General features: G+C 62.1%; 20 protein-coding genes. 12 read left to right on the forward strand and 8 right to left on the reverse strand.

Features of this window, described 5'->3' with window-relative positions:
• Window positions 1-100: 100 nt before the first annotated feature.
• From betI to yccS, 10 genes are all read left to right on the forward strand, one after another.
• Window positions 101-694 carry a transcriptional regulator BetI gene (gene betI / locus NR164_RS03845; RefSeq protein ID WP_017844937.1) on the forward strand — a complete coding sequence of 198 codons (594 nt, stop codon included), beginning with the start codon at window positions 101-103 and terminating at the stop codon, window positions 692-694.
• A 110-nt stretch (window positions 695-804) separates the two neighbouring features.
• Complete coding sequence (betB, locus tag NR164_RS03850) at window positions 805-2,277, forward strand: betaine-aldehyde dehydrogenase (protein ID WP_017844938.1); 1,473 nt, start codon at window positions 805-807, stop codon at window positions 2,275-2,277.
• 142 nt (window positions 2,278-2,419) lie between these two features.
• Window positions 2,420-4,123 (forward strand): choline dehydrogenase, encoded by a 1,704-nt coding sequence (betA, locus tag NR164_RS03855; protein WP_057003932.1) that lies wholly within the window; start codon window positions 2,420-2,422, stop codon window positions 4,121-4,123.
• Between the two features lie 206 nt (window positions 4,124-4,329).
• Window positions 4,330-5,772 carry a TldD/PmbA family protein gene (locus NR164_RS03860; protein WP_046381792.1) on the forward strand — a complete coding sequence of 481 codons (1,443 nt, stop codon included), beginning with the start codon at window positions 4,330-4,332 and terminating at the stop codon, window positions 5,770-5,772.
• Window positions 5,772-7,088, forward strand: a complete 1,317-nt coding sequence (locus tag NR164_RS03865; RefSeq protein WP_256822321.1) for a TldD/PmbA family protein — start codon at window positions 5,772-5,774, stop codon at window positions 7,086-7,088. The genes NR164_RS03860 and NR164_RS03865 overlap by 1 nt, the downstream gene beginning before the upstream one ends.
• A gap of 236 nt (window positions 7,089-7,324) precedes the next feature.
• A complete protein-coding gene (locus tag NR164_RS03870) occupies window positions 7,325-8,215 on the forward strand; it encodes an alpha/beta fold hydrolase (RefSeq protein WP_017844942.1) in 891 nt (296 codons plus the stop codon).
• A gap of 35 nt (window positions 8,216-8,250) precedes the next feature.
• Window positions 8,251-9,678, forward strand: coding sequence for a multidrug transporter subunit MdtD (gene mdtD / locus NR164_RS03875; protein WP_256822322.1), 1,428 nt, complete (start codon window positions 8,251-8,253; stop codon window positions 9,676-9,678).
• Between the two features lie 131 nt (window positions 9,679-9,809).
• The gene (gene dbpA / locus NR164_RS03880) at window positions 9,810-11,147 is read left to right on the forward strand and encodes an ATP-dependent RNA helicase DbpA (protein ID WP_231590016.1); all 1,338 of its coding nucleotides are present in this window, start codon (window positions 9,810-9,812) and stop codon (window positions 11,145-11,147) included.
• A 159-nt stretch (window positions 11,148-11,306) separates the two neighbouring features.
• Window positions 11,307-12,485 carry an NAD(P)/FAD-dependent oxidoreductase gene (locus NR164_RS03885; protein ID WP_079444852.1) on the forward strand — a complete coding sequence of 393 codons (1,179 nt, stop codon included), beginning with the start codon at window positions 11,307-11,309 and terminating at the stop codon, window positions 12,483-12,485.
• A 161-nt stretch (window positions 12,486-12,646) separates the two neighbouring features.
• Complete coding sequence (yccS, locus tag NR164_RS03890) at window positions 12,647-14,830, forward strand: YccS family putative transporter (protein ID WP_256822323.1); 2,184 nt, start codon at window positions 12,647-12,649, stop codon at window positions 14,828-14,830.
• 4 nt (window positions 14,831-14,834) lie between these two features.
• Here the strand turns inward: yccS and NR164_RS03895 are convergent, their stop codons facing one another.
• A complete protein-coding gene (locus tag NR164_RS03895; protein ID WP_177031772.1) occupies window positions 14,835-15,572 on the reverse strand; it encodes an ABC transporter substrate-binding protein in 738 nt (245 codons plus the stop codon).
• 202 nt (window positions 15,573-15,774) lie between these two features.
• Here NR164_RS03895 and NR164_RS03900 point away from each other — a divergent pair, with 202 nt between their 5' ends.
• A complete protein-coding gene (locus tag NR164_RS03900) occupies window positions 15,775-16,227 on the forward strand; it encodes a GNAT family N-acetyltransferase (RefSeq protein ID WP_017844948.1) in 453 nt (150 codons plus the stop codon).
• 35 nt (window positions 16,228-16,262) lie between these two features.
• Here NR164_RS03900 and NR164_RS03905 read toward each other — a convergent pair whose 3' ends face one another.
• From NR164_RS03905 to NR164_RS03915, 3 genes are read right to left on the reverse strand one after another with little or no spacing between them, the layout of a single operon-like run.
• Window positions 16,263-16,559, reverse strand: a complete 297-nt coding sequence (locus NR164_RS03905) for a helix-turn-helix domain-containing protein (RefSeq protein WP_017844949.1) — start codon at window positions 16,557-16,559, stop codon at window positions 16,263-16,265.
• Between the two features lie 19 nt (window positions 16,560-16,578).
• Window positions 16,579-17,079 (reverse strand): M48 family metallopeptidase, encoded by a 501-nt coding sequence (locus NR164_RS03910; RefSeq protein ID WP_256822324.1) that lies wholly within the window; start codon window positions 17,077-17,079, stop codon window positions 16,579-16,581.
• A gap of 43 nt (window positions 17,080-17,122) precedes the next feature.
• The gene (locus tag NR164_RS03915) at window positions 17,123-19,228 is read right to left on the reverse strand and encodes a bifunctional diguanylate cyclase/phosphodiesterase (protein ID WP_256822325.1); all 2,106 of its coding nucleotides are present in this window, start codon (window positions 19,226-19,228) and stop codon (window positions 17,123-17,125) included.
• A gap of 312 nt (window positions 19,229-19,540) precedes the next feature.
• Here NR164_RS03915 and NR164_RS03920 point away from each other — a divergent pair, with 312 nt between their 5' ends.
• Window positions 19,541-20,206, forward strand: coding sequence for a polysaccharide lyase family 7 protein (locus tag NR164_RS03920; protein WP_102617721.1), 666 nt, complete (start codon window positions 19,541-19,543; stop codon window positions 20,204-20,206).
• 180 nt (window positions 20,207-20,386) lie between these two features.
• Here the strand turns inward: NR164_RS03920 and fba are convergent, their stop codons facing one another.
• The 4 genes from fba to NR164_RS03940 all read right to left on the reverse strand — a co-directional run bounded on the left by fba (window position 20,387) and on the right by NR164_RS03940 (window position 23,559).
• Window positions 20,387-21,451 carry a class II fructose-bisphosphate aldolase gene (gene fba / locus NR164_RS03925; protein WP_003177554.1) on the reverse strand — a complete coding sequence of 355 codons (1,065 nt, stop codon included), beginning with the start codon at window positions 21,449-21,451 and terminating at the stop codon, window positions 20,387-20,389.
• Between the two features lie 297 nt (window positions 21,452-21,748).
• Window positions 21,749-22,081 (reverse strand): MliC family protein, encoded by a 333-nt coding sequence (locus tag NR164_RS03930; RefSeq protein WP_046381786.1) that lies wholly within the window; start codon window positions 22,079-22,081, stop codon window positions 21,749-21,751.
• 60 nt (window positions 22,082-22,141) lie between these two features.
• On the reverse strand, window positions 22,142-22,369 hold the full coding sequence (locus NR164_RS03935) for a hypothetical protein (RefSeq protein ID WP_017844953.1): 228 nt from the start codon (window positions 22,367-22,369) through the stop codon (window positions 22,142-22,144).
• Window positions 22,370-22,395: 26 nt separating this feature from the next.
• Complete coding sequence (locus NR164_RS03940; protein ID WP_017844954.1) at window positions 22,396-23,559, reverse strand: phosphoglycerate kinase; 1,164 nt, start codon at window positions 23,557-23,559, stop codon at window positions 22,396-22,398.
• Between the last annotated feature and the right edge of the window lie 17 nt (window positions 23,560-23,576).

Here is a 23,576-nt window from a genome sequence, read left to right on the forward strand (position 1 = left end):
CTTATTCTTTGTTGATTGAACGTTCAATCAAAACAAAATAGACTGGCCATCGAGTCGACGGACGTCATCGCCCGCCGGCAGGCCTGAGGAGAGGTACTCCATGCCCAAGGTCGGTATGCAACCCATACGCCGCCAACAACTGATCGAAGCCACGCTGACGGCCATCGATCAAGTCGGAATGGGAGATGCCAGCATTGCGCTGATCGCCCGTTTGGCCGGCGTTTCGAACGGCATCATCAGTCACTACTTCAAGGACAAGAACGGCCTGATCGCGGCCACGATGCGGTACTTGATGAATGTGCTGATCGAGAACGTCCACGAACGGCGACAAGCGTTGACGGAGGACACGCCACGGGCGCACCTCCAAGTGATCATCGGCGGCAACTTCGACGCCAGCCAGGTCAACGGCCCGGCAATGAAAACCTGGTTGGCCTTCTGGGCGACCAGCATGCACCACCCGTCTTTGCACAGGTTGCAGCGGATCAACGATCACCGCCTGTATTCCAACCTGTGCTGCCAGTTCCGCCGCGTGTTGCCGCTGCCGGATGCACGCAGCGCAGCCCGAGGCCTGGCGGCCTTGATCGACGGTTTGTGGTTGCGCGGCGCCCTGTCGGGAGATGAGTTCGACACGGCGCAGGCGCAACGGATCGCTTACGAATACATGGATTTCCAATTGGCCAAGCAGGTGAGTTAGAGCACACATAACCGCTCAACCCCTGAACCTCCACTGATCGGTGTTGCCAGACTCTTATTGGCCACCCCTCAGTGGTTAACGCCAACCACTTATGCACTTGCGAGGACTTTATGGCCCGTTTCGACCTGCAAAAACTCTACATTGACGGCGGCTACAGCGACGCTGGCAGCGATGCCACCTTCGAAGCCATCAACCCGGCTAACGGTGAAGTTCTCGCCCAAGTGCAACGCGCAACGTTCGATGACGTTGAACGTGCCGTGGTCAGCGCTGAAAAAGGCCAGAAAATCTGGGCCGCCATGACCGCCATGGAGCGTTCGCGCATCCTGCGTCGTGCCGTCGACATCCTGCGCGAGCGCAATGACGAACTGGCCGCCCTGGAAACCCTGGACACCGGTAAATCCTTCTCCGAAACCAAGTACGTCGACATCGTCACCGGCGCCGACGTGCTGGAATATTACGCGGGCCTGGTGCCAGCCATCGAAGGCGAGCAGATCCCGCTGCGCGACACCTCGTTCGTCTACACCCGCCGCGAGCCGCTGGGCGTGGTCGCCGGTATCGGCGCGTGGAACTACCCGATCCAGATCGCCCTGTGGAAATCCGCACCGGCCCTGGCCGCCGGTAACGCGATGATCTTCAAACCCAGCGAAGTCACCTCGCTGACCACCCTGAAACTGGCGGAGATCTACACCGAGGCCGGCGTTCCGGCCGGTGTGTTCAACGTGTTGACCGGCAGCGGCCGCGAAGTCGGCACCTGGCTGACCGAGCACCCGCGCATCGAGAAAGTCTCGTTCACCGGCGGCACCGACACCGGCAAGAAAGTCATGGCCAGCGCCTCCAGCTCTTCGCTCAAGGAAGTGACCATGGAACTGGGCGGCAAATCGCCGCTGATCGTGTTCGAAGACGCCGACCTGGACCGCGCCGCCGACATCGCGATGATGGCCAACTTCTACAGCTCCGGTCAGGTCTGCACCAACGGTACTCGCGTGTTCGTGCCCAAGCACCTGCAAGCCGCGTTCGAAGCCAAGATCGCCGAACGTGTTGCGCGCATCCGCATCGGCGACCCGCAGGACGACAACACCAACTTCGGCCCGCTGGTCAGCTTCGCCCACATGGAAAGCGTGCTCGGCTACATCGCCAAGGGCAAGGCCGAAGGCGCTCGCGTGCTGTGCGGCGGCGACCGCCTGACCGACGGCGACTTCGCCAAAGGCGCCTTTGTTGCCCCGACCGTGTTCACCGACTGCACCGACGAAATGACCATCGTCCGTGAAGAAATCTTCGGCCCGGTGATGAGCATCCTCACCTACGAGACTGAAGAAGAAGTGATCCGCCGCGCCAACGACACCGACTTCGGCCTCGCCGCCGGCCTGGTGACCAAGGACCTGAACCGCGCCCACCGCGTGATTCATCAACTGGAAGCAGGCATCTGCTGGATCAATGCCTGGGGCGAGTCCGACGCGAAAATGCCGGTCGGTGGCTACAAGCAGTCGGGCGTGGGCCGTGAGAACGGGATCAGCTCGCTGAACAACTTCACCCGCATCAAATCGGTACAGGTCGAGTTGGGCGATTACGCCTCGGTGTTCTAAAGCCTGAGCCTTGCGTTGCCTGTGAGGCCGCTATCGGGGGCAAGCCCCCTCCCACATTTGAATTGTGAATACCTTCAAAGGTGGGAGGGGGCTTGCCCCCGATGAGGCCCGACCTGACCACACTTCAAAGAGGGTGCATTCAATGTCCCAAGAATACGACTACATCATTGTGGGTGCCGGCTCCGCCGGTAACACCCTGGCGACCCGTCTGACCGAAGACGAAGGCGTCACCGTCCTGCTGCTGGAAGCCGGCGGCCCGGATTACCGTCTCGACTTCCGCACCCAGATGCCCGCCGCCCTGGCGTTCCCGCTGCAGGGTCGTCGCTACAACTGGGCTTACGAGACCGATCCAGAGCCGCACATGGATGGCCGTCGCATGGAATGCGGGCGCGGCAAGGGCCTGGGCGGTTCCTCGCTGATCAACGGCATGTGCTACATCCGTGGCAACGCCATGGACTACGACAACTGGTCGAAACTGCCCGGCCTGGAAGACTGGACCTACCTCGACTGCCTGCCGTATTTCCGTAAAGCCGAAACCCGCGACATCGGCCCCAACGACTACCACGGCGGCGACGGCCCGGTCAGCGTGACCACGCCCAAGGCCGGCAACAACCCGCTGTTCCACGCCATGGTCGAAGCCGGCGTACAGGCCGGTTACCCGCGTACCGAAGACTTGAACGGCTACCAGCAGGAAGGCTTCGGCCCGATGGACCGTACCGTCACGCCAAACGGCCGGCGCGCCAGCACTGCGCGCGGTTATCTGGACACGGCTAAAAAGCGTTCCACCCTGACCATCGTCACCCATGCCCTGACCGACAAAGTGCTGTTCGAAGGCAAGCGTGCGGTCGGCGTGCGTTACCTGATCGGCGCCGCCGAAGAACGCGTAGAAGCCCGTGCGCGTAAAGAAGTGCTGGTGTGCAGCGGCGCCATCGCCTCGCCGCAACTGCTGCAACGCTCCGGCGTCGGCCCGGCCAAACTGCTCGAAAGCCTCGACATCCCGGTGGTCCACGACCTGCCCGGCGTCGGCGAAAACCTGCAGGACCACCTTGAGCTGTACCTGCAATATGCCTGCACCCAACCGGTGTCGCTGTACCCGTCGCTGCTCTGGTACAACCAACCGGCCATCGGTGCCGAGTGGCTGTTCAACGGCACCGGCATCGGCGCCAGCAACCAGTTCGAAGCGGGCGGTTTTATCCGTACCCGGGAAGACTTCGATTGGCCGAACATCCAGTACCACTTCCTGCCGGTGGCGATTAACTACAACGGCAGCAACGGCGTGAAAGAGCATGGTTTCCAGGCGCACATGGGCTCCATGCGTTCGCCGAGCCGTGGCCGCGTGCAGTTGAAGTCGAAGAACCCACGGGACTACCCGAGCATTCTCTTCAACTACATGGCCACCGAGCAGGACTGGCAGGAATTTCGCGATGGCATCCGCCTGACCCGCGAAATCATGCAACAGCCGGCACTCGACCCGTTCCGTGGCCGCGAAATCAGCCCGGGCATCGAGGTGCAAACCGACGAGCAACTCGACCAGTTCATCCGCGAACACGCCGAGACCGCGTTCCACCCGTCCTGCTCGTGCAAGATGGGCAACGACGAGATGGCCGTGGTGGATGGCGAAGGCCGCGTGCATGGCATGCAGGGCCTGCGGGTGGTCGATGCGTCGATCATGCCGATCATCACCACCGGCAACCTGAACGCGCCGACGATCATGATCGCCGAGAAAATCGCCGACAAGATCCGTGGCCGCAAGCCACTGCCGCGCAGCACCGCGGACTACTACGTGGCAGGCGATGCGCCAGTGCGGGGCAAGCCGATGCGTGAAGTGGGGCCGACTGCGCAGTAACTGGAAGACCGTGTCGCCCGCATCGGGGGCAAGCCCCCTCCCACACTTCGATTTGTGAATACATTCAAAATGTGGGAGGGGGCTTACCCCCGATAGGGCCCGACCCAACACCGCAAACCTTACGCCTACACTCTCCTTGATCCGCTCCCCAGCCCAGGCCTACTCTGTTCGTCTGCCCGCGCTGAGCCGCCCACAAGGAAGGCCCCATGTTCGAACACCACGCCACACTCAAAAAACATTTCAGTGCCCTGCGCACCACCGCCGAGTTTTTCTCCCTGCGTTACGTGCGCGAATCCGGCCACTACCTGTCGGTGCGCAAGAACGTCGCCGCACCGCCGCACCTGAACCACGACGAAGGCGCCATGCTCACCGTGCGCGTCAACGGTGTCGAAACCTACGCCGCGACCCACGATATTTCCCTGCCCGGCCTGCAAGCTGCGCTCGAGCGTGCCGAACAGCAAGCACGCCTGATAAAACCCCACGCCCTGCTCGACCTGCGCGAGCAACACGTGTCCAGCGACGTCGCCGATTACCTGTCGCCCCACCTTGAGCAAGCCTTCCCCTCCTTGAGCGACTGCTACCAATTGCTCGGCGCTGAATCCGCAGCCGTGCCCCGGGACGAGCGCCTGGTGAACTGGGAAGTCAGCCTCGGCCTGAGCCACGTCGAACAGATCTACCTCAACAGCGCCGGCGCGGAACTGCGCCAGGCCCAGCGTTTTGTGTTCCCTGGCGTCAACGTCACGGCCTACGACGGCAACGACAGCCAGTCGCGCACCCTCGGCGGCAGCAACTTCGGCCAGCAAGGCGGGTTTGATGTGATCGAGCGCTTCGGCCTGGTCGGCGCCGCGCCGCGCATCGCCGACGAAGCCCTGCAACTGCTGCTGGCGCCGAACACGCCGCAGGGCCCGCGCGACCTGCTGTTGATGCCCGACCAGATGATCCTGCAGATCCACGAATCGATCGGCCATCCGCTGGAACTCGACCGCATCCTCGGTGACGAGCGCAATTACGCCGGCACCAGTTTTGTGAAGGCCAGCGACTTCGGCCACCTGCAATACGGCTCCAAACTGCTCAACGTGACCTTCGACCCGGACATCCCCGAACAACTGGCCAGCTACGGCCACGACGACGACGGCACCCCGGCCAGCAAGCAATTCCTGATCCGCGAGGGGCTGCTGCTCAAGCCGCTGGGCGGGGCGTTGTCGCAATTTCGCGCGGGCATGAGCGGCGTCGCCAACAGCCGCGCCAGCAGCTGGAACCGCCCGCCGATCGACCGCATGGCCAACCTGAACATCGAGGCCGGCGACCAGAACCTGGCGCAACTGATCGGCGGCATCGAACACGGCATCCTGATGTCGACCAACCGTTCGTGGTCCATTGACGACGCGCGCAATAAATTCCAGTTCGGTTGCGAATGGGGCCAGTTGATCGAAAACGGCGAACTCAAAGGCGTGGTGAAAAACCCCAACTACCGCGCCATTTCCGCGCAGTTCTGGCGCAAGCTCAGCGCCGTGGGCGACGCCAGCACCTTCCAGGTGTTGGGCACGCCGAACTGCGGCAAAGGCGAGCCCAACCAGGTGATCCGCGTCGGCCATGCCTCGCCCGCCTGTGTATTCAGCCATGTCGACGTATTTGGGGGAGACGCCTGATGAACAACTTCAAGGCATTGGTGGAGTGGCTCAAGCAGGCCCTCGCCGACAAAGAACAATTTCACCTGGGCTACGCCGCGGAATCGTCCGAATTCGTGCGTTTCAACCATGCCAAGGTGCGTCAGGCCGGGCAGGTGCAACAAGCCAGCCTGACCCTCAAACTGATCAACGACGGCCGTCATGCCGACCTCGGCATCACCCTCGGCGGCGAGCCGGCGCTGGACCGCCAGCGCCTCGCCGCTGGCCTGCAACAACTGCGCGAAACCTTGCCGTTGCTGCCACACGATCCGTACCTGTTGCTGAACCACAACGCGTGGCAGAGCCAAAACGAACAGGCCCGGCCGCTGCCCGAGCTGGGCCAGGTGCTGGAAGACATCAGCCAGGCGGCACACGGCGTCGATCTGGTCGGTTTCTACGCCGCTGGCCCGATCAGCCGTGGCTTCGCCAGTTCGGACGGCGCGTTCGGCTGGCATCAGGCCAATAGTTTCAACTTCGACTTCAGCCTGTTCCACGCCAACGGCGAAGCGGTCAAAGCCAGTTACGCCGGCAATGAATGGAACAGCGCCGAGTTCGCCCGCCGCTTCCAGCAGGCTCGCGAACAGCTGGAATTCCTCGGACGGCCACTGCACAAGCTGGCGCCCGGCGAGTACCGCGCCTACCTGGCGCCGGCAGCCCTGGAAGAAATCATCAGCATCATCACCTGGGGCGGTTTTTCCGCCCAGGCCATCGCCAGCAAAAGCAGCTCGCTACAGCGGCTGTATGCCGGCGAGCAGGCGTTGAGCACGCTGGTGACGGTGGATGAGCACATCAGCGGTTCCCTGAGCCCGGCGTTCTCCAGCGAAGGCTACCCGTGCAGTGACGTCACGCTGATCAACGCCGGCCAGGGCGCCGGCCAACTGGTCAATTCGCGCAGCGCCGCCGAATACGGCCTCAGCACCAACGGCGCCAGCAGCGACGAATCCCCCAGCGCGTTGCAGATGGCGTCGGGCAGCCTGGCCCAGGCCGATATCCTCAAGCAATTGGGCACCGGGCTGTACATCAGCAACCTGTGGTACCTGAACTACTCCGACCTGCCGGCAGCGCGCCTGACCGGCATGACGCGGTTCGCCACGTTCTGGGTGGAAGACGGCGAGATCAAGGCGCCGGTCAGCACCATGCGCTTCGATGACAGCGTCTACAGCCTGCTCGGCTCACAACTCGAAGCGCTGACCGCAGAGCGCGAACTGTTGCTGTCGGCCAGTACCTACAGCCAGCGCAACACCGCGTCCAATCTGTTGCCGGGGGCATTGGTCAAGCGCCTGACCCTGACCCTCTGACCGACAGTAGTCTGCTTGTGGGAGGGGGCCCCCTCCCACATTGTTTTGTGTTGATTTCAGACATCTTGTTTCGACATGTCCTACAGCTAAATCAGACCTCTCTCACCGCCCGCCCAAGGCCGGTTGTCGCCTGTAAAAAACCCCGTTATAACGGTTAGTGGCACCCCGCCACCTAACCCACGTGCCCGCACGTGATGCATGACCTCGCCCGGGAAAAGGCAAGCTGGAGCATTGACATGAACCATGGAAGTTTTGTCATAGAAAAGCTGTTCAAGCACTACAACGTTCATGTTGAGCAACTAGGTCACCATCCGCAAAAGAAAACCGTGCTGATGGTCAATGGCGCGCTATCCACCACGCGCTCCTTCGCCCGCACCAGTAAATGCCTGGCCGAGCATTTCAATGTGCTGCTGTTCGATTTACCGTTCTCAGGCTATTCACGCGAGCACAACACCGACCTGGACCTGGTGACCAAGGACGACGAAGTGCAAATCCTGCGGGCGCTGGTGGAGCGCTTCCAGGTCAACCACCTGGTGTCGGCCTCGTGGGGCGGCATCTCCACGCTGCTGACCCTGGCACACAACCCGCCCTCCATCGAAAGCTCGGTGGTGATGGCGCTGGCGCCGAACCTCAACCAGGCGATGCTCGACTATGTGGAGCGGGTGCGCGTGCTGATCGAAGCCGACGACAAATCCGCCGTCGGCCACTTGCTCAACGACACCGTGGGCAAATACCTGTCGCCGCGACTCAAGCGCAATAACCATCGGCACCTGTCGAACATGGCCACCACCGAATACCGCCAGGCGCGCTTTCATATCCACCAGGTGCTGGCGCTGGGCGATGGCAACTACCTGCCACAGCTCAGCCGGATCGAAACGCCGGTGCATTTCCTCAACGGCACGCTGGACGAATACACCCCGGCCGCCGAGGCCCGACTGTTCCAGCACTACGTAGGCCGCAGCAGCTTTGCCGTCGCCGAACATACCGGGCATCTGCTCGACCTGGAGTCCCGCGAAGCGGCGCGGGCGGTACATCGCGCGCTGCTGGATTTTCTGGTGGGTGAGCACGCGATGTTGTCGGATGTAGACGAACCTTCAGTGGGAAAAGGAGCGACGAATGGCGCATAATCGCCGACACATAGCCTCCTAACAAAAGGGATCCCATGCCAAATCGCGCCCCTCTCGATGCCAAGACCGCCCGCTGGCTCCCCTGGGTGGTCGCGATTGCCTTCTTCATGCAATCGCTGGATGGGACGATTCTCAACACGGCACTGCCGGCGATGGCCCGGGACCTCGCGGAAAACCCGCTGCGCATGCAAGGGGTGGTGATCGCCTACATGCTCACCGTCGCCTTGCTGATCCCGGCGTCGGGCTGGATCGCCGACCGCTTCGGCACCAAGAAAATCTTCTTTGGCGCGATCATGCTGTTCAGCATCGGCTCGCTGCTGTGCGCGCTGTCCAGCAGCTTGACCATGCTCGTCGGCGCGCGGGTGATCCAGGGCCTGGGCGGTGCGCTGATGCTGCCGGTCGGCCGGCTGGTGGTGCTGCGCGCTTATCCGCGCTCCGAGCTGGTGCGGATCATGGGCTTCATCACCATCCCAGGCCTGCTCGGTCCGTTGCTCGGCCCGACCATGGGCGGCTGGATGGTGCAATACCTGACCTGGCACTGGATCTTCCTGATCAACCTGCCGGTGGGCATGATCGGCTGCTACGCCGTGTGGAAACTGATCCCCGACCTGCGCGGCAGCGAGCGCACGCGGTTCGACGGCATCGGCTTCCTGCTGTTCGGCGCGGCGATGGTGTTGATCACCATCGCCATGGAAGGCCTGGGCGAATTGCACCTGCCGCACCTGCGGGTGATGTTGCTGCTGTTCGGCGGGCTGGCCTGCCTGGCGGCCTATTGGCTGCGCGCCGGGCATATCGATAACCCGCTGTTTGCGCCGGCGCTGTTCAAGACCCGTACCTTTGCGGTGGGCATCCTGGGCAACCTGTTCGCACGCCTGGGCAGCGGCGCCTTGCCGTTTCTGGTGCCGTTGCTGTTGCAGGTGGCCTTGGGCTATTCACCGTCCCAGGCCGGGATGAGCATGCTGCCCCTGGCGGCGGCGGCGATGCTAGCCAAGTCGGTTGCACGGCCGTTGATCGAACGCCTGGGCTACCGCGTGGTGCTGACCGGTAACACCCTGGCCTTGGGCCTGATGCTGGCGAGCATGGGCCTGGTCAGCGAACAGACGCCCTACCCGCTGCTGCTGGGCATGCTGGCGATACTCGGGGCGATCAACTCCTTGCAGTTCACCGCGATGAACACCGTTACCCTGATCGACCTCGACGATGCCCAGGCCAGCAGCGGCAACAGCTTGCTGTCGGTGGTGGCACAACTGTCCCTGAGCCTCGGCGTGGCTTGCGCCGGTGCGCTGCTCGGCGGGTTCACCGCCGAATCGGGCAATGACGGCGTGAGCACGGTACTCGGCGCCTTCCAGCTGACCTTCCTCACCGTGGGCATCATGGCAATGCTGGCGGCGGCGATCTTCCTGCAACTGTCGCCAAAAGACGGCAAACGCATTGGCAGCCGCGAACACGACATCGAACACTAGCAGGCGTCTCGTCGAGAACTTGCAGGGAAAATCCCACGGGACTGCTACACTGCGCGACATTTTGTTTTTGCAGAGCCAGTCCCGTGACCACCATCGCCACCGCTTTTAATACGTTGCCGCTCTCCGCCGCCATGCTGGCTAACCTCGACTCGCTGGGTTATGCCGAGATGACGCAGATCCAGGCGCAGAGCTTGCCGGTGATCCTCAAGGGGCTGGACCTGATTGCCCAGGCCAAGACCGGCAGCGGCAAGACGGCTGCGTTCGGCATCGGCCTGCTGAACCCGATCAACCCGCGCTACTTCGGCTGCCAGGCCCTGGTGATGTGCCCGACCCGCGAGCTGGCCGACCAGGTGGCCAAGGAAATCCGTCGCCTGGCCCGCGCCGAAGACAACATCAAGGTGCTGACCCTGTGCGGCGGCGTGTCCCTCGGCCCGCAGATCGCCTCCCTGGAACATGGCGCCCACGTCATCGTCGGCACCCCGGGCCGCATCCAGCAACACCTGCGCAAGGGTTCGCTGGTGCTCGACGGCTTGAACACGCTGATCCTCGACGAAGCCGACCGCATGCTCGACATGGGTTTCTACGACGCCATCGAAGACATCATCAGCAAGACCCCGGCCCGCCGCCAGACCCTGCTGTTCTCGGCCACCTACCCGGTGAGCATCAAGCAGTTGGCCTCGAAATTCATGCGCGCGCCGCAGCAAGTGAAGGCCGAAGCGTTCCACTCCGACGACCAGATCGAGCAGCGTTTCTACGAGATCTCGCCGGAAGAACGCATGGAGGCCGTCACCAAAGTCCTCGCGCATTTCCGCCCGGCCTCGTGCGTGGCGTTCTGCTTCACCAAGCAGCAAGTGCAGGAAACCGTCGACCACCTGACCTCCAAAGGCATCTCCGCCGTCGGCCTGCATGGCGACCTGGAACAGCGTGACCGCGACCAGGTGCTGGCGATGTTCGCCAACCGCAGCACCTCGGTACTGGTCGCCACCGACGTCGCTGCCCGCGGCCTGGACATCGATTCGCTGGACATGGTGATCAACGTCGAACTGGCCCGCGACTCGGAAATCCACATCCACCGCGTCGGCCGCACCGGCCGTGCCGGTGAGACCGGGATCGCCATCAGCCTGGTGGCGCCGTCCGAAGCGCACCGCGCCCAGGCCATCGAGCAACTGCAGAAGTCGCCGCTGAACTGGGACCAACTGGACAACCTCAAGCCACAGAGCGGTGGCCCGCTGCTGCCGCAGATGAGCACCCTGTGCATCGCCGCCGGCCGTAAAGACAAAGTCCGTCCGGGCGATATCCTCGGCGCACTGACCGGTGAAGCCGGCATTCCGGGGGCCCAGGTCGGCAAGATCGCGATCTTCGATTTCCAGGCGTTTGTGGCCGTGGAACGCAGCGTCGCCAAGCAAGCGTTGCAGCGCCTGAACGACGGCAAGATCAAAGGCCGCTCGCTGCGCGTGCGGATCCTGTAAACGATCTTTCGAACAATAGAGATCCCCTGTGGGAGGGGGCTTGCCCCCGATGGCGGTGGACCAGTCAACTCATCAGGTGACTGACATACCGCCATCGGGGGCAAGCCCCCTCCCACATTTGACTGTATTTCAAATCAGAACATGTATGAGGACACCGTTGTGCGCTCGACCGAAGTTGTGATCATTGGCGCCGGCGCCGCAGGCTTGATGTGTGCTCTGACCGCCGCCGGACGTGGGCGCAAGGTGATGCTGATCGACCACGCGAACAAGGCCGGCAAGAAGATCCTGATGTCCGGCGGCGGTCGCTGCAACTTCACCAATATGTACACCGAACCGGCGAACTTCCTCTCGCACAACGCGCACTTCTGCAAGTCCGCCCTGGCCCGCTACACCCAATGGGACTTCATCGGCCTGGTGGCCAAGCACGGCGTGCCGTACCACGAGAAGAAGCTCGGCCAGTTGTTCTGCGATAACAAATCCAGCGACATCCTCGGCATGCTGCTCGACGAGTGCATCCAGACCGGCGTGAGCCTGCACCTGGACACCTCGATCGAAACCATCACCAAGCTCGACAGCGGCTACCAGTTGCAGACCACCCTGGGCGAGTTGCGCTGCGAATCCCTGGTGATCGCCACCGGCGGCCTGTCGATCCCGACCCTCGGCGCGACCGGCTTCGGTTACCAGGTGGCCAGGCAATTCGGCCACGAACTGCTGCCGACCCGCGCCGGGCTGGTGCCGTTCACCATCACCGACCAGCTCAAGGAGCTGTGCGGCGAGTTATCCGGCACGTCGGTCGATTGCCTGGTCAGTTGCAACGGCCAGAGCTTTCGCGAGAACCTCCTGTTTACCCATCGCGGCCTGAGCGGGCCGGCGATTCTGCAGATTTCCTCCTACTGGGAGTCCGGCGACACGGTCGAGATCAACCTGCTGCCCGACCACGACGCCCACGCCTGGCTGCAACAGCAACAAGCCGAGCGTCCCAACAGCGAGCTGAAAACCCTGCTGGGTGAAATCTTCACCAAGAAGATGGCCAACCTGCTGGCAGAAACCTGGTTCGTGTCCAAGCCGATGAAGCAGTACACCCACGCCGAACTGGCCGACATCGCGCAAAAACTGGCGAACTGGCAATTGGTACCGGCAGGCACCGAAGGTTATCGCACCGCCGAAGTGACGCTGGGCGGCGTGGATACGCGGGAAGTGTCGTCCAAGACCATGGAATCGCTGAAAAGCCCGGGCTTGTACTTCATCGGTGAAGTGCTGGATGTGACCGGCCACCTCGGCGGCTTCAACTTTCAGTGGGCCTGGGCGTCGGGCTACGCCGCCGCACAATACGTCTGACACAACGCGGTAAAAATGTGGGAGGTGGGGCAAGCCCCCTCCCACATTTTGATTTTCAGTGTGCCCGGGAGAAATTTTGTGCAGTGATGTGATCACCACCCTTGCCGCAGCGTCCTTGATAGCTCAATTTAGCGGCATCGTCCCGGAAGACTCCAGCCTTCATGTCATCGACCTCGTTCAAGCAGTCCATGCGGCGCCTATGGGCACTGGATAAATTCAGTTACAGCGTTCGGGTATTCATCGCCCTCACCGGCAGCATGACGCTGTGCTGGTATCAGGATGAAATGGCACTGCTGATCCCGCTGTTCCTGGGGATTATCGCCAGTGCCCTGGCCGAGACCGACGACAGTTGGCAAGGCCGCCTCAACGCCCTGGCGGTGACGCTGGTGTGTTTCAGCATTGCGGCGCTGTCGGTGGAGCTGTTGTTCCCCTACCCCTGGGCCTTCGCGGTCGCCCTGGCCCTGGCGAGTTTCGGCCTGACCATGCTCGGCGCCCTCGGTGAGCGTTATGGCGCGATTGCGTCGGCCACCTTGATCCTGTCGGTCTACACCATGATCGGCGTGGACCAGCGCGGCGGTGCCGTCACGGACTTCTGGCACGAACCGCTGCTGCTGGTGGCCGGCGCCGCCTGGTACGGTGCGCTGTCGGTGCTGTGGCAGGTGCTGTTTTCCAACCAGCCGGTGCAGCAGAGCCTGGCGCGGTTGTTTCGCGAACTGGGGCATTACCTCAAGCTCAAATCGTCGCTGTTCGAGCCGATCCGCCAGTTGAACGTGGAGGCGCGCCGCCTGGAGCTGGCCCAGCAAAACGGCCGGGTGGTGGCCGCGCTGAATGCGGCGAAGGAAATCATCCTGCACCGCGTCGGCAATGGCCGGCCGGGCTCCAAGGTCAGTCGTTACCTCAAGCTGTATTTCCTGGCCCAGGACATCCACGAACGCGCCAGCTCGTCGCACTATCCCTACAACGCCCTGGCCGAGGCCTTCTTCCACAGCGATGTGCTGTTCCGCTGCCAGCGCCTGCTGCGCCAGCAAGGCAAGGCCTGCGAGGCCCTGGCCGAATCGATCCAACTGCGCCAGCCGTTCATCTATGACGCCAGCTTCGCCGAAGCCTTGGGCGACCTGAACGCCTCCATGGAACACCTGCGCATCCAGAGCAACCCGGCCTGGCGCGGCCTGCTGCGTTCCTTGCGTGCGCTGGCGGCCAACCTGTCGACCCTCGACCGCCTGCTGGGCGACGCGAGCAACCCGGACGCCCTGGCCGACGCCAGCGACAGCAACCTGCTTGACCGTGCCCCACGCAACCTCAAGGAAATGTGGACGCGCCTGCGCACCCAGCTCACGCCGACTTCGCTGCTGTTCCGCCACGCCTTGCGCCTGGCCCTGGCGTTGACCATCGGCTACGGCACCCTGCATGCGATCCACGCTTCCCAGGGCTACTGGATCATCCTCACCACCCTGTTCGTCTGCCAGCCCAACTACGGCGCCACCCGGCGCAAGCTCGGCCAGCGGATCATCGGCACGGCCATCGGGCTCACCGTGGCCTGGGCGCTGTTCGACCTGTTCCCCAGTGCCTTGGTGCAGTCGATGTTCGCCATCGCGGCGGGCCTGGTGTTCTTTATCAACCGCACCACCCGCTACACCCTGGCCACCGCGGCGATCACCCTGATGGTGCTGTTCTGCTTCAACCAGGTGGGCGATGGCTACGGGCTGTTCCTGCCACGCCTGTTCGACACCTTGATCGGCAGCGTGATTGCCGGCCTGACCGTGTTCCTGTTCCTGCCGGACTGGCAAGGCCGGCGCCTGAACAAAGTGCTGGCCAATACCCTGACCTGCAACAGCATCTACCTGCGCCAAATCATGCAGCAATACGCCGCCGGCAAAAGCGACGACCTGGCTTACCGCCTGGCCCGACGCAACGCGCACAACGCCGACGCGGCGCTGTCCACCACCCTGGCGAATATGCTGATGGAGCCGGGGCAGTTCCGTAAGGAGGCCGACGTGGGCTTCCGCTTCCTGGTGCTGTCCCACACCTTGCTCAGCTACCTGTCGGGGCTCGGCGCGCACCGCGAAACCCAACTGCCGGCCGACGTGCGCGAGCACTTGATCGACGGCGCGGGGAAAACCCTGGCGGCGAGCATCGACGAAATCGCCACGGGGCTGGCCAATAAACAGCCGATCTCGATTCAGAGCGATGCCGAGGAAGCCTTGGCTGCGGAGCTGGAACAGATGCCGGAAGAGATCGATGAGGGGCAACGTCTGGTGCAGACGCAACTGGCGTTGATTTGCCGGCAGTTGGGGCCGTTGCGCACCCTGGCGGCCCACCTGATCAAAGACACCAGCGCGGCGTAGGCCACTACATGCCGTGCTGCTTCATCAACCGCGCATAACTGCCGTCGGCCTTCATCTTGGCAATCTCGCGGTCAAAACCGGCAACGATCTGCTCATGCTCGGGGTGCTTCAGGCTGACCAGAATATGCAGGCTGTTTTCACTCAACGGCTGCGGCAAAAACTCCACCGCATTGCGCACCCGCGCCGACTCCTGCGCCAGGTAATAACGGGCAACGAATTCGTCCTCCACCGTCAGGCGTACCCGGCGCGCAACGAGCATCCGCACCGCCATGGCGAAGTTGTGTACCGGGACTTTCTGTAACTGCGTGTCCTGGTCAAACGCCGCGGAATACGCATACCCCCGCACCACGGCGATGGGATAGTCGTGCAGTTGCTCAAGGTTCTGGAACTCGATCGGGTCGTCGCGACGCTTGATAAAAACCAGGCGGTTGATCAGGTATTCAGCGGAAAACTGCCCCAGGCGCGTGCGGGCCTCGTCATACCAGGCGTTGACCACCACGTCATAGCGCCCATCGCCGACCCCCATCAACGCGCGAGCCCAGGGCACCTGCTCGAAATCACTGGCATAACCGGCGCGGGCCAAGGCTGTGCTGACAATATCGGTAGCCAGCCCGCCATTGATCAAGGTGGCATCGGTAAAGGGTGGCCAGGCATCCGCCACCAGGCGCAGACGCTGTGCGAACGCCGGCTGGGCCAGCAACAACATTCCAATCAAAGCAACGGCACGAGAAAATCGCGGCATGCTTAAAGTCCTTGGCAGGCAGGCGGTGGCCCTGGCTCAGGCGGTACCTGAGGATGTAACAGTAGCTCAGATTACACAAAGAACCCGCCGCTGAATGCATACAATGATGGCAGATTGACGTCACTGTTCCAAACAACCGATTTAGACAGAAGTGCCCGCCGCGCTTACTATCCGGGACAGACACTTCCAAGAGAATCACACCATGACAGTCGAATGGGTCTGCAAACATCACAACGACCTGGGCAAGGAGCAGCTGTACGCCATTCTGCGCCTGCGTAGCGAGGTCTTCGTTGTCGAGCAAAAGTGCGTCTACCAGGACATCGACGGGCAGGACCTGCAAGGCGATACCCACCATCTGATGGCCTGGAAAGGCGATGACCTGGTGGCCTACCTGCGCCTGCTGGACCCGGAGACCCAGGCCGGGGATGTAGTGATCGGCCGGGTGATCGTGGCACCGATGGCACGCGGCACCGGGCTGGGGCATCTGCTGATGGAAGAAACGCTCAAGCAGATTGACGATATCTGGCCAGAGACGCCGATCTTTCTCTCAGCCCAGGCGCATTTGCAGGGGTATTACGCGCGGTATGGTTTTTTGGTGGCGGGTGAGGAATACCTTGAGGACGACATTCCGCACATCGGCATGCGGCGCGCCTGATGGCCCCATCGCGTCAGCCCAGCGACCGCCAAGCCTCAGGGATAACCCAAGACCTGTTTGATCGACGCCAGATTCGCCTCGATCCACCGCCGATCGATCGCGCCCCAGTCGCGAATCCGATAGCACCCCGCATGATTGCGCGCGCCGTCTTCCTGCTCGAACTCGCAGACGATATCCAGATCCGCCAATGCCGCAATCGTGTCCTGCGCGGTGCGCCGGGGCATGCCCGTCACCTCGGTCAGCGCCGGCACGCTGCTGGCCTGCTGGCTGTCGATCAGATACGCCACGTACAGGCGGCGGTAGAAGCTGCTCTTGGTCTTGCTCACATCCATGGTCAACCGCCTTGGAAAGTCAGGGTTTGCCCTGCAGGTCGCGATACGTGAGGTACACGCGCAGGTCGAATTCCACCTGATGGTAGCCCGGCATCATGTACTCACAGAGCTTGTAGAACGCTTTGTTGTGGTCCGATTCCTTGAAGTGCGCCAGTTCGTGTACCACGATCATGCGCAGGAATTCCGGGGCGGCCTCCTTGAACAGCGCGGCGATCCGGATTTCTTTCTTGGACTTCAGATTGCCGCCCTGCACCCGCGAAATCGTGGTGTGCAGGCCGAGGGCACGGTGGGTCAGGTCGAGGCGGTTATCGAACAGCACTTTGTCGATAGCCGGCGCGTTGCGCAGGTGCTCCTGCTTCAAGGCCAGCGCGTACGCATACAGGGCCTTGTCGCTCTGCACGGCGTGACGTTCGGGGTAACGCTGCTCCAGGTAGGCGCTCAACTGGTCCTTGGCGATCAGTTGGCGCACTTGCTCCTGAAGGGCAGCGGGATAGGCCTGGAGGTATTTCAGCGCGGTCATTGAGGTCTGCAACAGGGTTCGAATGGGCGCCAGTGTAGCGAATTCAGCAGGAACGGGCGCGCAACCAGTCGACCACCGCCCCGGCCATCAACGGTGGGGCCGCCCATGGCCCCTGGACAAACGGGCAACCATTGGCCTTGAGCCACTGGGCTTGCTCCAGCGTCTCTACGCCCTCGGCGACTACCAGCACACCGAAATGCCCGCACAACTCGATAATGCTGCGCGCCATCGCCGCATCCCGCGCCGAGCCCGGCAGGCCCGCGACCAATTGGCGGTCCAGCTTGAGCGTGTCGAATGGCAGGTCGCGCAGATGGGACAGGGAACAGTGGCCGGAACCGAAGTCATCCAGGGCGATGCGTACCCCCACCGCGCGCAGTAACTTGAACTGCTTGGCGGACGCTTCGAGGTTATGCATCAGGCTGTCCTCGCCGATTTCCACCTCCAACTGGCGCCCCTGCAACCCATGTCGGTCGAGTACCTGCTGCAGTTGGCTCGCCAGGTTGGGCATGTTGAACTGGCTGCTGCTCAGGCTCACGCTCAACACCAGTTCATCCTCGAACATGGCTTGCCACACCTGACGCTGAGCGGCGACCTGGTGGTAGATCCAGGCACTCAACTGGCTGATCAGCCGCGCCTCTTCCAGCAGCGGCAAAAACAGCCCCGGCGGTACATCGCCGACACTCGGGTGCTGCCAGCGCAACAACGCCTCGACGCCGCGCAGATGGCCGTCCTCCAGAGACACCTGGGGCTGGTACACCAGGGTGAAATCCTTGTTCTGGATGGCGTTGCGCACGCTGTCCTCGAGCATCAGCCGCGAGCGGGCGCGACCGTTCATTTCCTGATCGTAATAGCGATATTGCTGACGCCCCGCGCGCTTGGCCTCATACATGGCGATATCAGCCGCACGCAACAGGCCGCCCAAGTCCGAGCCGCAATCCGGAAAAGTCGCGATGCCGATGCTGACCCCGAGCATCACCTCCAAGCCATCCACTTGTTGGCAAACAGACACCCGCTCGATCAGTTTTTCCGCAATCTTCGCCGCCTGTTCGGGGAATTCCAGCTCCAACAACGCCGTAAATTCATCCCCGCCCATGCGTCCGAGAATGTCGTAGGAACGCAGGCAGCTCTGCAACTGTTCCGAAACCCAGCGCAGCACCCGATCACCCGCGTCATGCCCCAGCGAGTCGTTGACCCGTTTGAAGCCGTCGAGGTCCAGGTACAACAAGACCAGCGACTGCTCGGTGCGATCGCTACGCATCAGGGAGTTTTCCACGGCCTGGTAAAAGCCACGGCGGTTCAACAACCCGGTCAGCGGGTCGGTCACCGCCTGGAACTCCAGTTGCTGATGCAGGTGGCAGACCTCGGACATGTCCAACACGGTCACCACCATGGCCTTCTGCTCGGCGGGCAACGGCGCACAAGAGAGCGCCACCGGCACCTGCTGACCGCGGCCGGTACGCAAGATCGCATCATGCAAACGCCAGGTTTGGCCTTGACGGAAACCGGCGTACATCTGCGATTCCAGCCAGGCAGGCACATGGGGTTTTTGCAGGAAACTCAAAAAATCCTTGCCCTTGAGCTCATCGTGCGTGGCATTGAGCAGGCGCGAAATCGCCGGGTTGGCGTACTCGATCACGCCCGCATCACTCACCACGAGGATGCCTTCGGCGGCGTTGTCCAGCACCGAGGCATTGAAGGCGCGGGCGGACTCCAGGTCATGGCTCAGGCGCTGCAACGCCCGACGGGTGCGCTGCTGCTCCAGCAACGCCTGGACCTTGGGTTTGAGGATATGCGGGTCGAAGGGTTTAAACAGGTAATCGATGGCGCCGCTGGCATAACCTTCCAGCACCGCGGCCGGCGATTGCGCATTCGCGCTGAGAAAGATGATCGGCGTCATGCGCGTGCGCTGGCTGCCGCGCATCAGGCGGGCGACTTCAAAACCGTCCATGCCGGGCATCATCACGTCGAGCAGCACCAGGTCTACCTCGTGCTGGAGCAACAGTTCCAGAGCCTCCAGGCCGGAACCGGCGGTCACCACCTGCCAGTCATCACCTTGCAAAAGGGCGCGCATGCTAATCAGATTTTCCGGGTAGTCATCGACCACCAGAAGAACCGAACCGCCATCGCCTTGGTGTGGAGCGCATTCCATGCTACGTCTCTTCCTTAAGGTGCCGCACCGGTCAGTTCTGACAGAAAACCCGGGCAAGCACTGAGGTCTCACTCTAGCCTTGGTTCCCAAAAATCAGAAGTGAAGCGGGGGCCATCATCGCACCAAAGACTGCTAAGCCGACTAACGGTCAACCCCTGCAGCCCGCGGTTCATGGGGAACATGGCTTTTTGACATTCCCTTGGCGCCAATAATTTGCCAGGCATTCATTAACAAGCGGCGGACTACCGCCTATAAAGATGCTGTCTGGCCCAAGGGCCAAAGCCTATACCTATCTGTAAAAAGGCCTACGCCATGATTGATCTTTCCACCTGGAACCTGAGCATTCCGGTCGGCTCGCCCCCCGCGACCATCAACACCCCGAAGCTGATGAGTGGCTTCAATGACCAATATTTCCAGGCCGAAGGCAGCAACGTGCAATTCTGGACACCCGTCACCGGCACACGTACCGAGAACGCCATTTACCCCCGCAGCGAACTGCGCGAAACCTACGCCGACGGGCGCCTGCGCAACTGGACCTACCCCGAAGCCGACAATTATCTGCGCGCCACGCTGGCCGTCAACCAGGTGCCCTCCTCCGGGAAAATCGTCATCGGCCAGATCCACGCCTACGACAGCCAGAAACCCTTGATCAAGGTGGAATACCAGTTCAAGGAAAAAACCCAGACCGGCAACATCGTCGCCAAGGTCCGCATGCGCCCGGACGACGACGAAAGCCGGGTGATCATCGTCGCCTCCAATGTGCCGCTGGAGAAGAGTTTTACCTACGTGATCAACCTCAACAAAGCCGGGTTGCTCAGTGTCGTAGCAGCCGACGGGCAGTGGAATGAGCGCATTGGCGCGGCCTGGGGCAGCAAGCCGCTGTATTTCAAGGCGGGGGCGTATGTGCAGGACAACAGCGGGGATAGCAAGGAAGGGGCGAAGGTGACGTTTGCGAAGTTGGATATTGATCACGAGTGAACGGATTGGCCTCATTACGAGCAGGGATTGTCTGATCAGCACAATGAGCACGCCCTGGTAAACACCGCTCCCCTGTGTAGCCTTAGGACTCGGTGCTGGTCCTACGCGCCTGCAAGCTGATCAAATTCCAGCCGCAAAAAAGCCCGCATCGCTGCGGGCTTCTTTTTAAACGCTTGAGGCTCAGTTCACCTTAGCGTTCAACTCACCTTTCAGGTAACGCTGGTACATCGCTTCCAGGGAGATCGGCTTGATCTTCGAAGCATTGCCCGCAGTACCAAACGCTTCATAACGTGCGATACACACATCGCGCATCGCGGTCACGGTGGCGCCGAAGAATTTACGTGGGTCGAATTCGCTCGGGTTGGTGGCCATCAGGCGACGCATCGCGCCGGTGGATGCCAGGCGCAGGTCGGTGTCGATGTTGACCTTGCGCACGCCGTACTTGATGCCTTCGACGATTTCTTCAACCGGTACGCCGTAGGTTTCTTTGATGTCGCCGCCGTACTGGTTGATGATCGCCAGCCACTCTTGCGGCACCGAGGAAGAACCGTGCATCACCAGGTGGGTGTTGGGGATGCGCTTGTGGATTTCCTTGATGCGGTCGATGGCCAGCACGTCGCCGGTAGGCGGCTTGGTGAACTTGTAGGCGCCGTGGCTGGTGCCGATGGCGATGGCCAGGGCGTCGACCTGGGTCTTCTTGACGAAGTCGGCGGCTTCTTCCGGGTCGGTCAGCATCTGGCTGTGATCCAGCACGCCTTCGGCGCCGATGCCGTCTTCTTCGCCAGCCATGCCGGTTTCCAGGGAACCCAGGCAGCCCAGCTCGCCTTCAACCGAGACGCCGCAGGCGTGAGCCATGGCCACGGTTTGTTGGGTGACGCGCACGTTGTACTCGTAGTCGGTCGGGGTCTTGCCGTCTTCGCCGAGGGAGCCGTCCATCATCACCGAGCTGAAGCCCAGTTGGATGGAACGCTGGCACACGTCCGGGCTGGTGCCGTGGTCCTGGTGCATGCACACCGGGATGTGCGGGAATTCTTCGATCGCGGCGAGGATCAGGTGACGCAGGAACGGGGCGCCGGCGTATTTACGCGCACCGGCCGAGGCCTGGACGATCACTGGGGAGTCAGTCTTGTCAGCGGCTTCCATGATGGCGCGCATCTGCTCAAGGTTGTTGACGTTAAAGGCTGGGACGCCGTAGCCGAACTCGGCTGCGTGGTCCAGCATTTGACGCATGCTGATAAGTGCCATTGTGTTGTCTCTCCCGGTCGAGGGTCGTTAATCGTGCAAGCCTGCCGTAGCGGCGGCTGCTATTCAAGTTATTGCCGGTCAGGCTTTGCATACCTGGCCTGCTGAATCGTTTTTTCACTATCCGGTTCACCGCCTGTATCACTTTGGAACCGGATCAATGTGGGAGGGGGCTTGCCCGCGATGGCGATTTACCTGTCGACATCGCGGGTGGCTGACCCAACGCTATCGGAGGCAAGTCGAATCGTCGCACCGCCCCTCCCACATTGGGGTCTCATTAATGTTGAGACCGTGTTCTGTTTACTGGGCCTTGCAGCCACGTCCGATCAAATCGTCGGTGGCCACCCAGTAAACCAGGCCTTCCTCACCTTTTGTGTGAAACGCCAACTGATCGTTGCTGTAGAGCACACCCGATGCCGCCACGTCCTGCTTGAGGCGGTAAACCTGGGTCGAGCCGCCGAGGCGGACATCCACTTCGGTGCGGGCCGGGTTGGCAAAGCGCCAGTTGACCTCGGCCTTGCTGTCGCAGGTCCAGGTCGTCCATTTGTCGGCAGGCTCTGCCTTGTTGAACATGTTCATGCTGCTGCAACCGGCCAGTAACGCCAGTGCTACCAGGGCGAAAACGCCTTTCATTGCCAATCCTCGCACGCAGGCCTTGGGCCTGCGTTGCAGTCGGTTAGTTGATCAGACCCTTCAAGGGCAACCCTGTTCCTGACCGTTGGGCGCAGAGTCGTATTTCTCCAGCCGTTCGTTGCCCATGCGCTTGTTGATCACCGGCATGGTCTCGGCTTGCCAATCGGCTTGGTAGCAGCTTTTTTTCTGCGCCGGCAGCGCCTTTCCAGGTGCCGGCGCCGCGCTCGGCGTGCTGCCGCAGCCGGCCAACAGGCCCGCTGCGATCACCAGTGCCAACGACTTGATCATGGGAATGCTCCTTTTCCTGATCTGCCTCAGCCTTTGGCTCGGCTTTCCAGGACTTCAACCGCCGGCAGGACTTTGCCTTCGACGAATTCGAGGAACGCGCCGCCACCGGTGGAAATGTAGGAGATCTGGTCGGCAACGCCATATTTATCGATGGCCGCCAGGGTGTCGCCGCCGCCGGCGATGGAGAATGCCGAGCTTTCGGCAATGGCCTTGGCCAGCACTTTGGTGCCGTTGCCGAACTGGTCAAACTCGAACACACCGACCGGGCCGTTCCACAGGATGGTCCGGGAGGCTTTCAGCAATTGCGCGAAGTTGGCTGCGGTTTGCGGGCCGATGTCCAGGATCATGTCGTCAGCGGCTACGTCATCGATGAGTTTGACGGTGGCTTCAGCGCTTTCGGCAAATTCCTTGGCCACGACCACGTCCACCGGCAGCGGCACGCTGACCTTGGCCGCGATGGCGCGAGCGGTGTCCAGCAGGTCCGGCTCGTACAGCGACTTGCCCACCGGGTGACCGGCTGCGGCCAGGAAGGTGTTGGCAATGCCGCCGCCGACGATCAGCTGGTTGCAGACCTGGCTCAGGCTGTTGAGCACGTCCAGCTTGGTGGAGACTTTGGAACCGGCCACGATGGCCGCCATTGGTTGGGCCGGCGCCTTCAGGGCCTTGCCCAGCGCGTCCAGCTCGGCAGCCAGCAACGGGCCGGCGGCAGCGACCTTGGCGAACTTGGCCACGCCGTGGGTCGAACCTTCAGCACGGTGGGCGGTGCCGAAGGCGTCCATCACGAACACGTCGCACAGGGCGGCGTATTGCTGGGCCAGTTCGTCACTGTTCTTTTTCTCGCCCTTGTTGAAGCGCACGTTTTCGAACAGCACGACGTCGCCGGCTTTCACGTCGACGCCGCCGAGGTAGTCAGCCACCAGCGGCACGTCGCGGCCCAGGGCCTTGCTCAGGTAATCGGCCACAGGCTTGAGGCTGTTTTCGGCCGAGAACTCACCTTCGGTCGGACGACCCAGGTGGGAGCAGACCATCACGGCCGCACCTTTTTCCAGGGCCAGCTTGATGGTCGGCAGCGAGGCCAGGATTCGCGCATCGCTGGTGACAACACCGTCCTTGACTGGGACGTTGAGGTCTTCGCGAATCAGTACGCGTTTACCTTGCAGATCGAGGTCGGTCATCTTCAACACGGTCATGGGTGGCAATTCCTGAG

Source organism: Pseudomonas sp. Pse79 (assembly GCF_024519615.1).
GTDB classification, from domain to species: domain Bacteria; phylum Pseudomonadota; class Gammaproteobacteria; order Pseudomonadales; family Pseudomonadaceae; genus Aquipseudomonas; species Aquipseudomonas veronii.

Bases quoted from the DNA above. Each gene is read 5' to 3' on its own strand.
- betI (WP_017844937.1), top strand. From the start codon at position 101: ATGCCCAAGGTCGGTATGCAACCCATACGCCGCCAACAACTGATCGAA.
- betB (WP_017844938.1), top strand. From the start codon at position 805: ATGGCCCGTTTCGACCTGCAAAAACTCTACATTGACGGCGGCTACAGC.
- betA (WP_057003932.1), top strand. From the start codon at position 2,420: ATGTCCCAAGAATACGACTACATCATTGTGGGTGCCGGCTCCGCCGGT.
- NR164_RS03860 (WP_046381792.1), top strand. From the start codon at position 4,330: ATGTTCGAACACCACGCCACACTCAAAAAACATTTCAGTGCCCTGCGC.
- NR164_RS03865 (WP_256822321.1), top strand. From the start codon at position 5,772: ATGAACAACTTCAAGGCATTGGTGGAGTGGCTCAAGCAGGCCCTCGCC.
- NR164_RS03870 (WP_017844942.1), top strand. From the start codon at position 7,325: ATGAACCATGGAAGTTTTGTCATAGAAAAGCTGTTCAAGCACTACAAC.
- mdtD (WP_256822322.1), top strand. From the start codon at position 8,251: ATGCCAAATCGCGCCCCTCTCGATGCCAAGACCGCCCGCTGGCTCCCC.
- dbpA (WP_231590016.1), top strand. From the start codon at position 9,810: ATGCTGGCTAACCTCGACTCGCTGGGTTATGCCGAGATGACGCAGATC.
- yccS (WP_256822323.1), top strand. From the start codon at position 12,647: ATGTCATCGACCTCGTTCAAGCAGTCCATGCGGCGCCTATGGGCACTG.
- NR164_RS03895 (WP_177031772.1), bottom strand. From the start codon at position 15,572: ATGCCGCGATTTTCTCGTGCCGTTGCTTTGATTGGAATGTTGTTGCTG.
- NR164_RS03900 (WP_017844948.1), top strand. From the start codon at position 15,775: ATGACAGTCGAATGGGTCTGCAAACATCACAACGACCTGGGCAAGGAG.
- NR164_RS03905 (WP_017844949.1), bottom strand. From the start codon at position 16,559: ATGGATGTGAGCAAGACCAAGAGCAGCTTCTACCGCCGCCTGTACGTG.
- NR164_RS03910 (WP_256822324.1), bottom strand. From the start codon at position 17,079: ATGACCGCGCTGAAATACCTCCAGGCCTATCCCGCTGCCCTTCAGGAG.
- NR164_RS03915 (WP_256822325.1), bottom strand. From the start codon at position 19,228: ATGGAATGCGCTCCACACCAAGGCGATGGCGGTTCGGTTCTTCTGGTG.
- NR164_RS03920 (WP_102617721.1), top strand. From the start codon at position 19,541: ATGATTGATCTTTCCACCTGGAACCTGAGCATTCCGGTCGGCTCGCCC.
- fba (WP_003177554.1), bottom strand. From the start codon at position 21,451: ATGGCACTTATCAGCATGCGTCAAATGCTGGACCACGCAGCCGAGTTC.
- NR164_RS03930 (WP_046381786.1), bottom strand. From the start codon at position 22,081: ATGAAAGGCGTTTTCGCCCTGGTAGCACTGGCGTTACTGGCCGGTTGC.
- NR164_RS03935 (WP_017844953.1), bottom strand. From the start codon at position 22,369: ATGATCAAGTCGTTGGCACTGGTGATCGCAGCGGGCCTGTTGGCCGGC.
- NR164_RS03940 (WP_017844954.1), bottom strand. From the start codon at position 23,559: ATGACCGTGTTGAAGATGACCGACCTCGATCTGCAAGGTAAACGCGTA.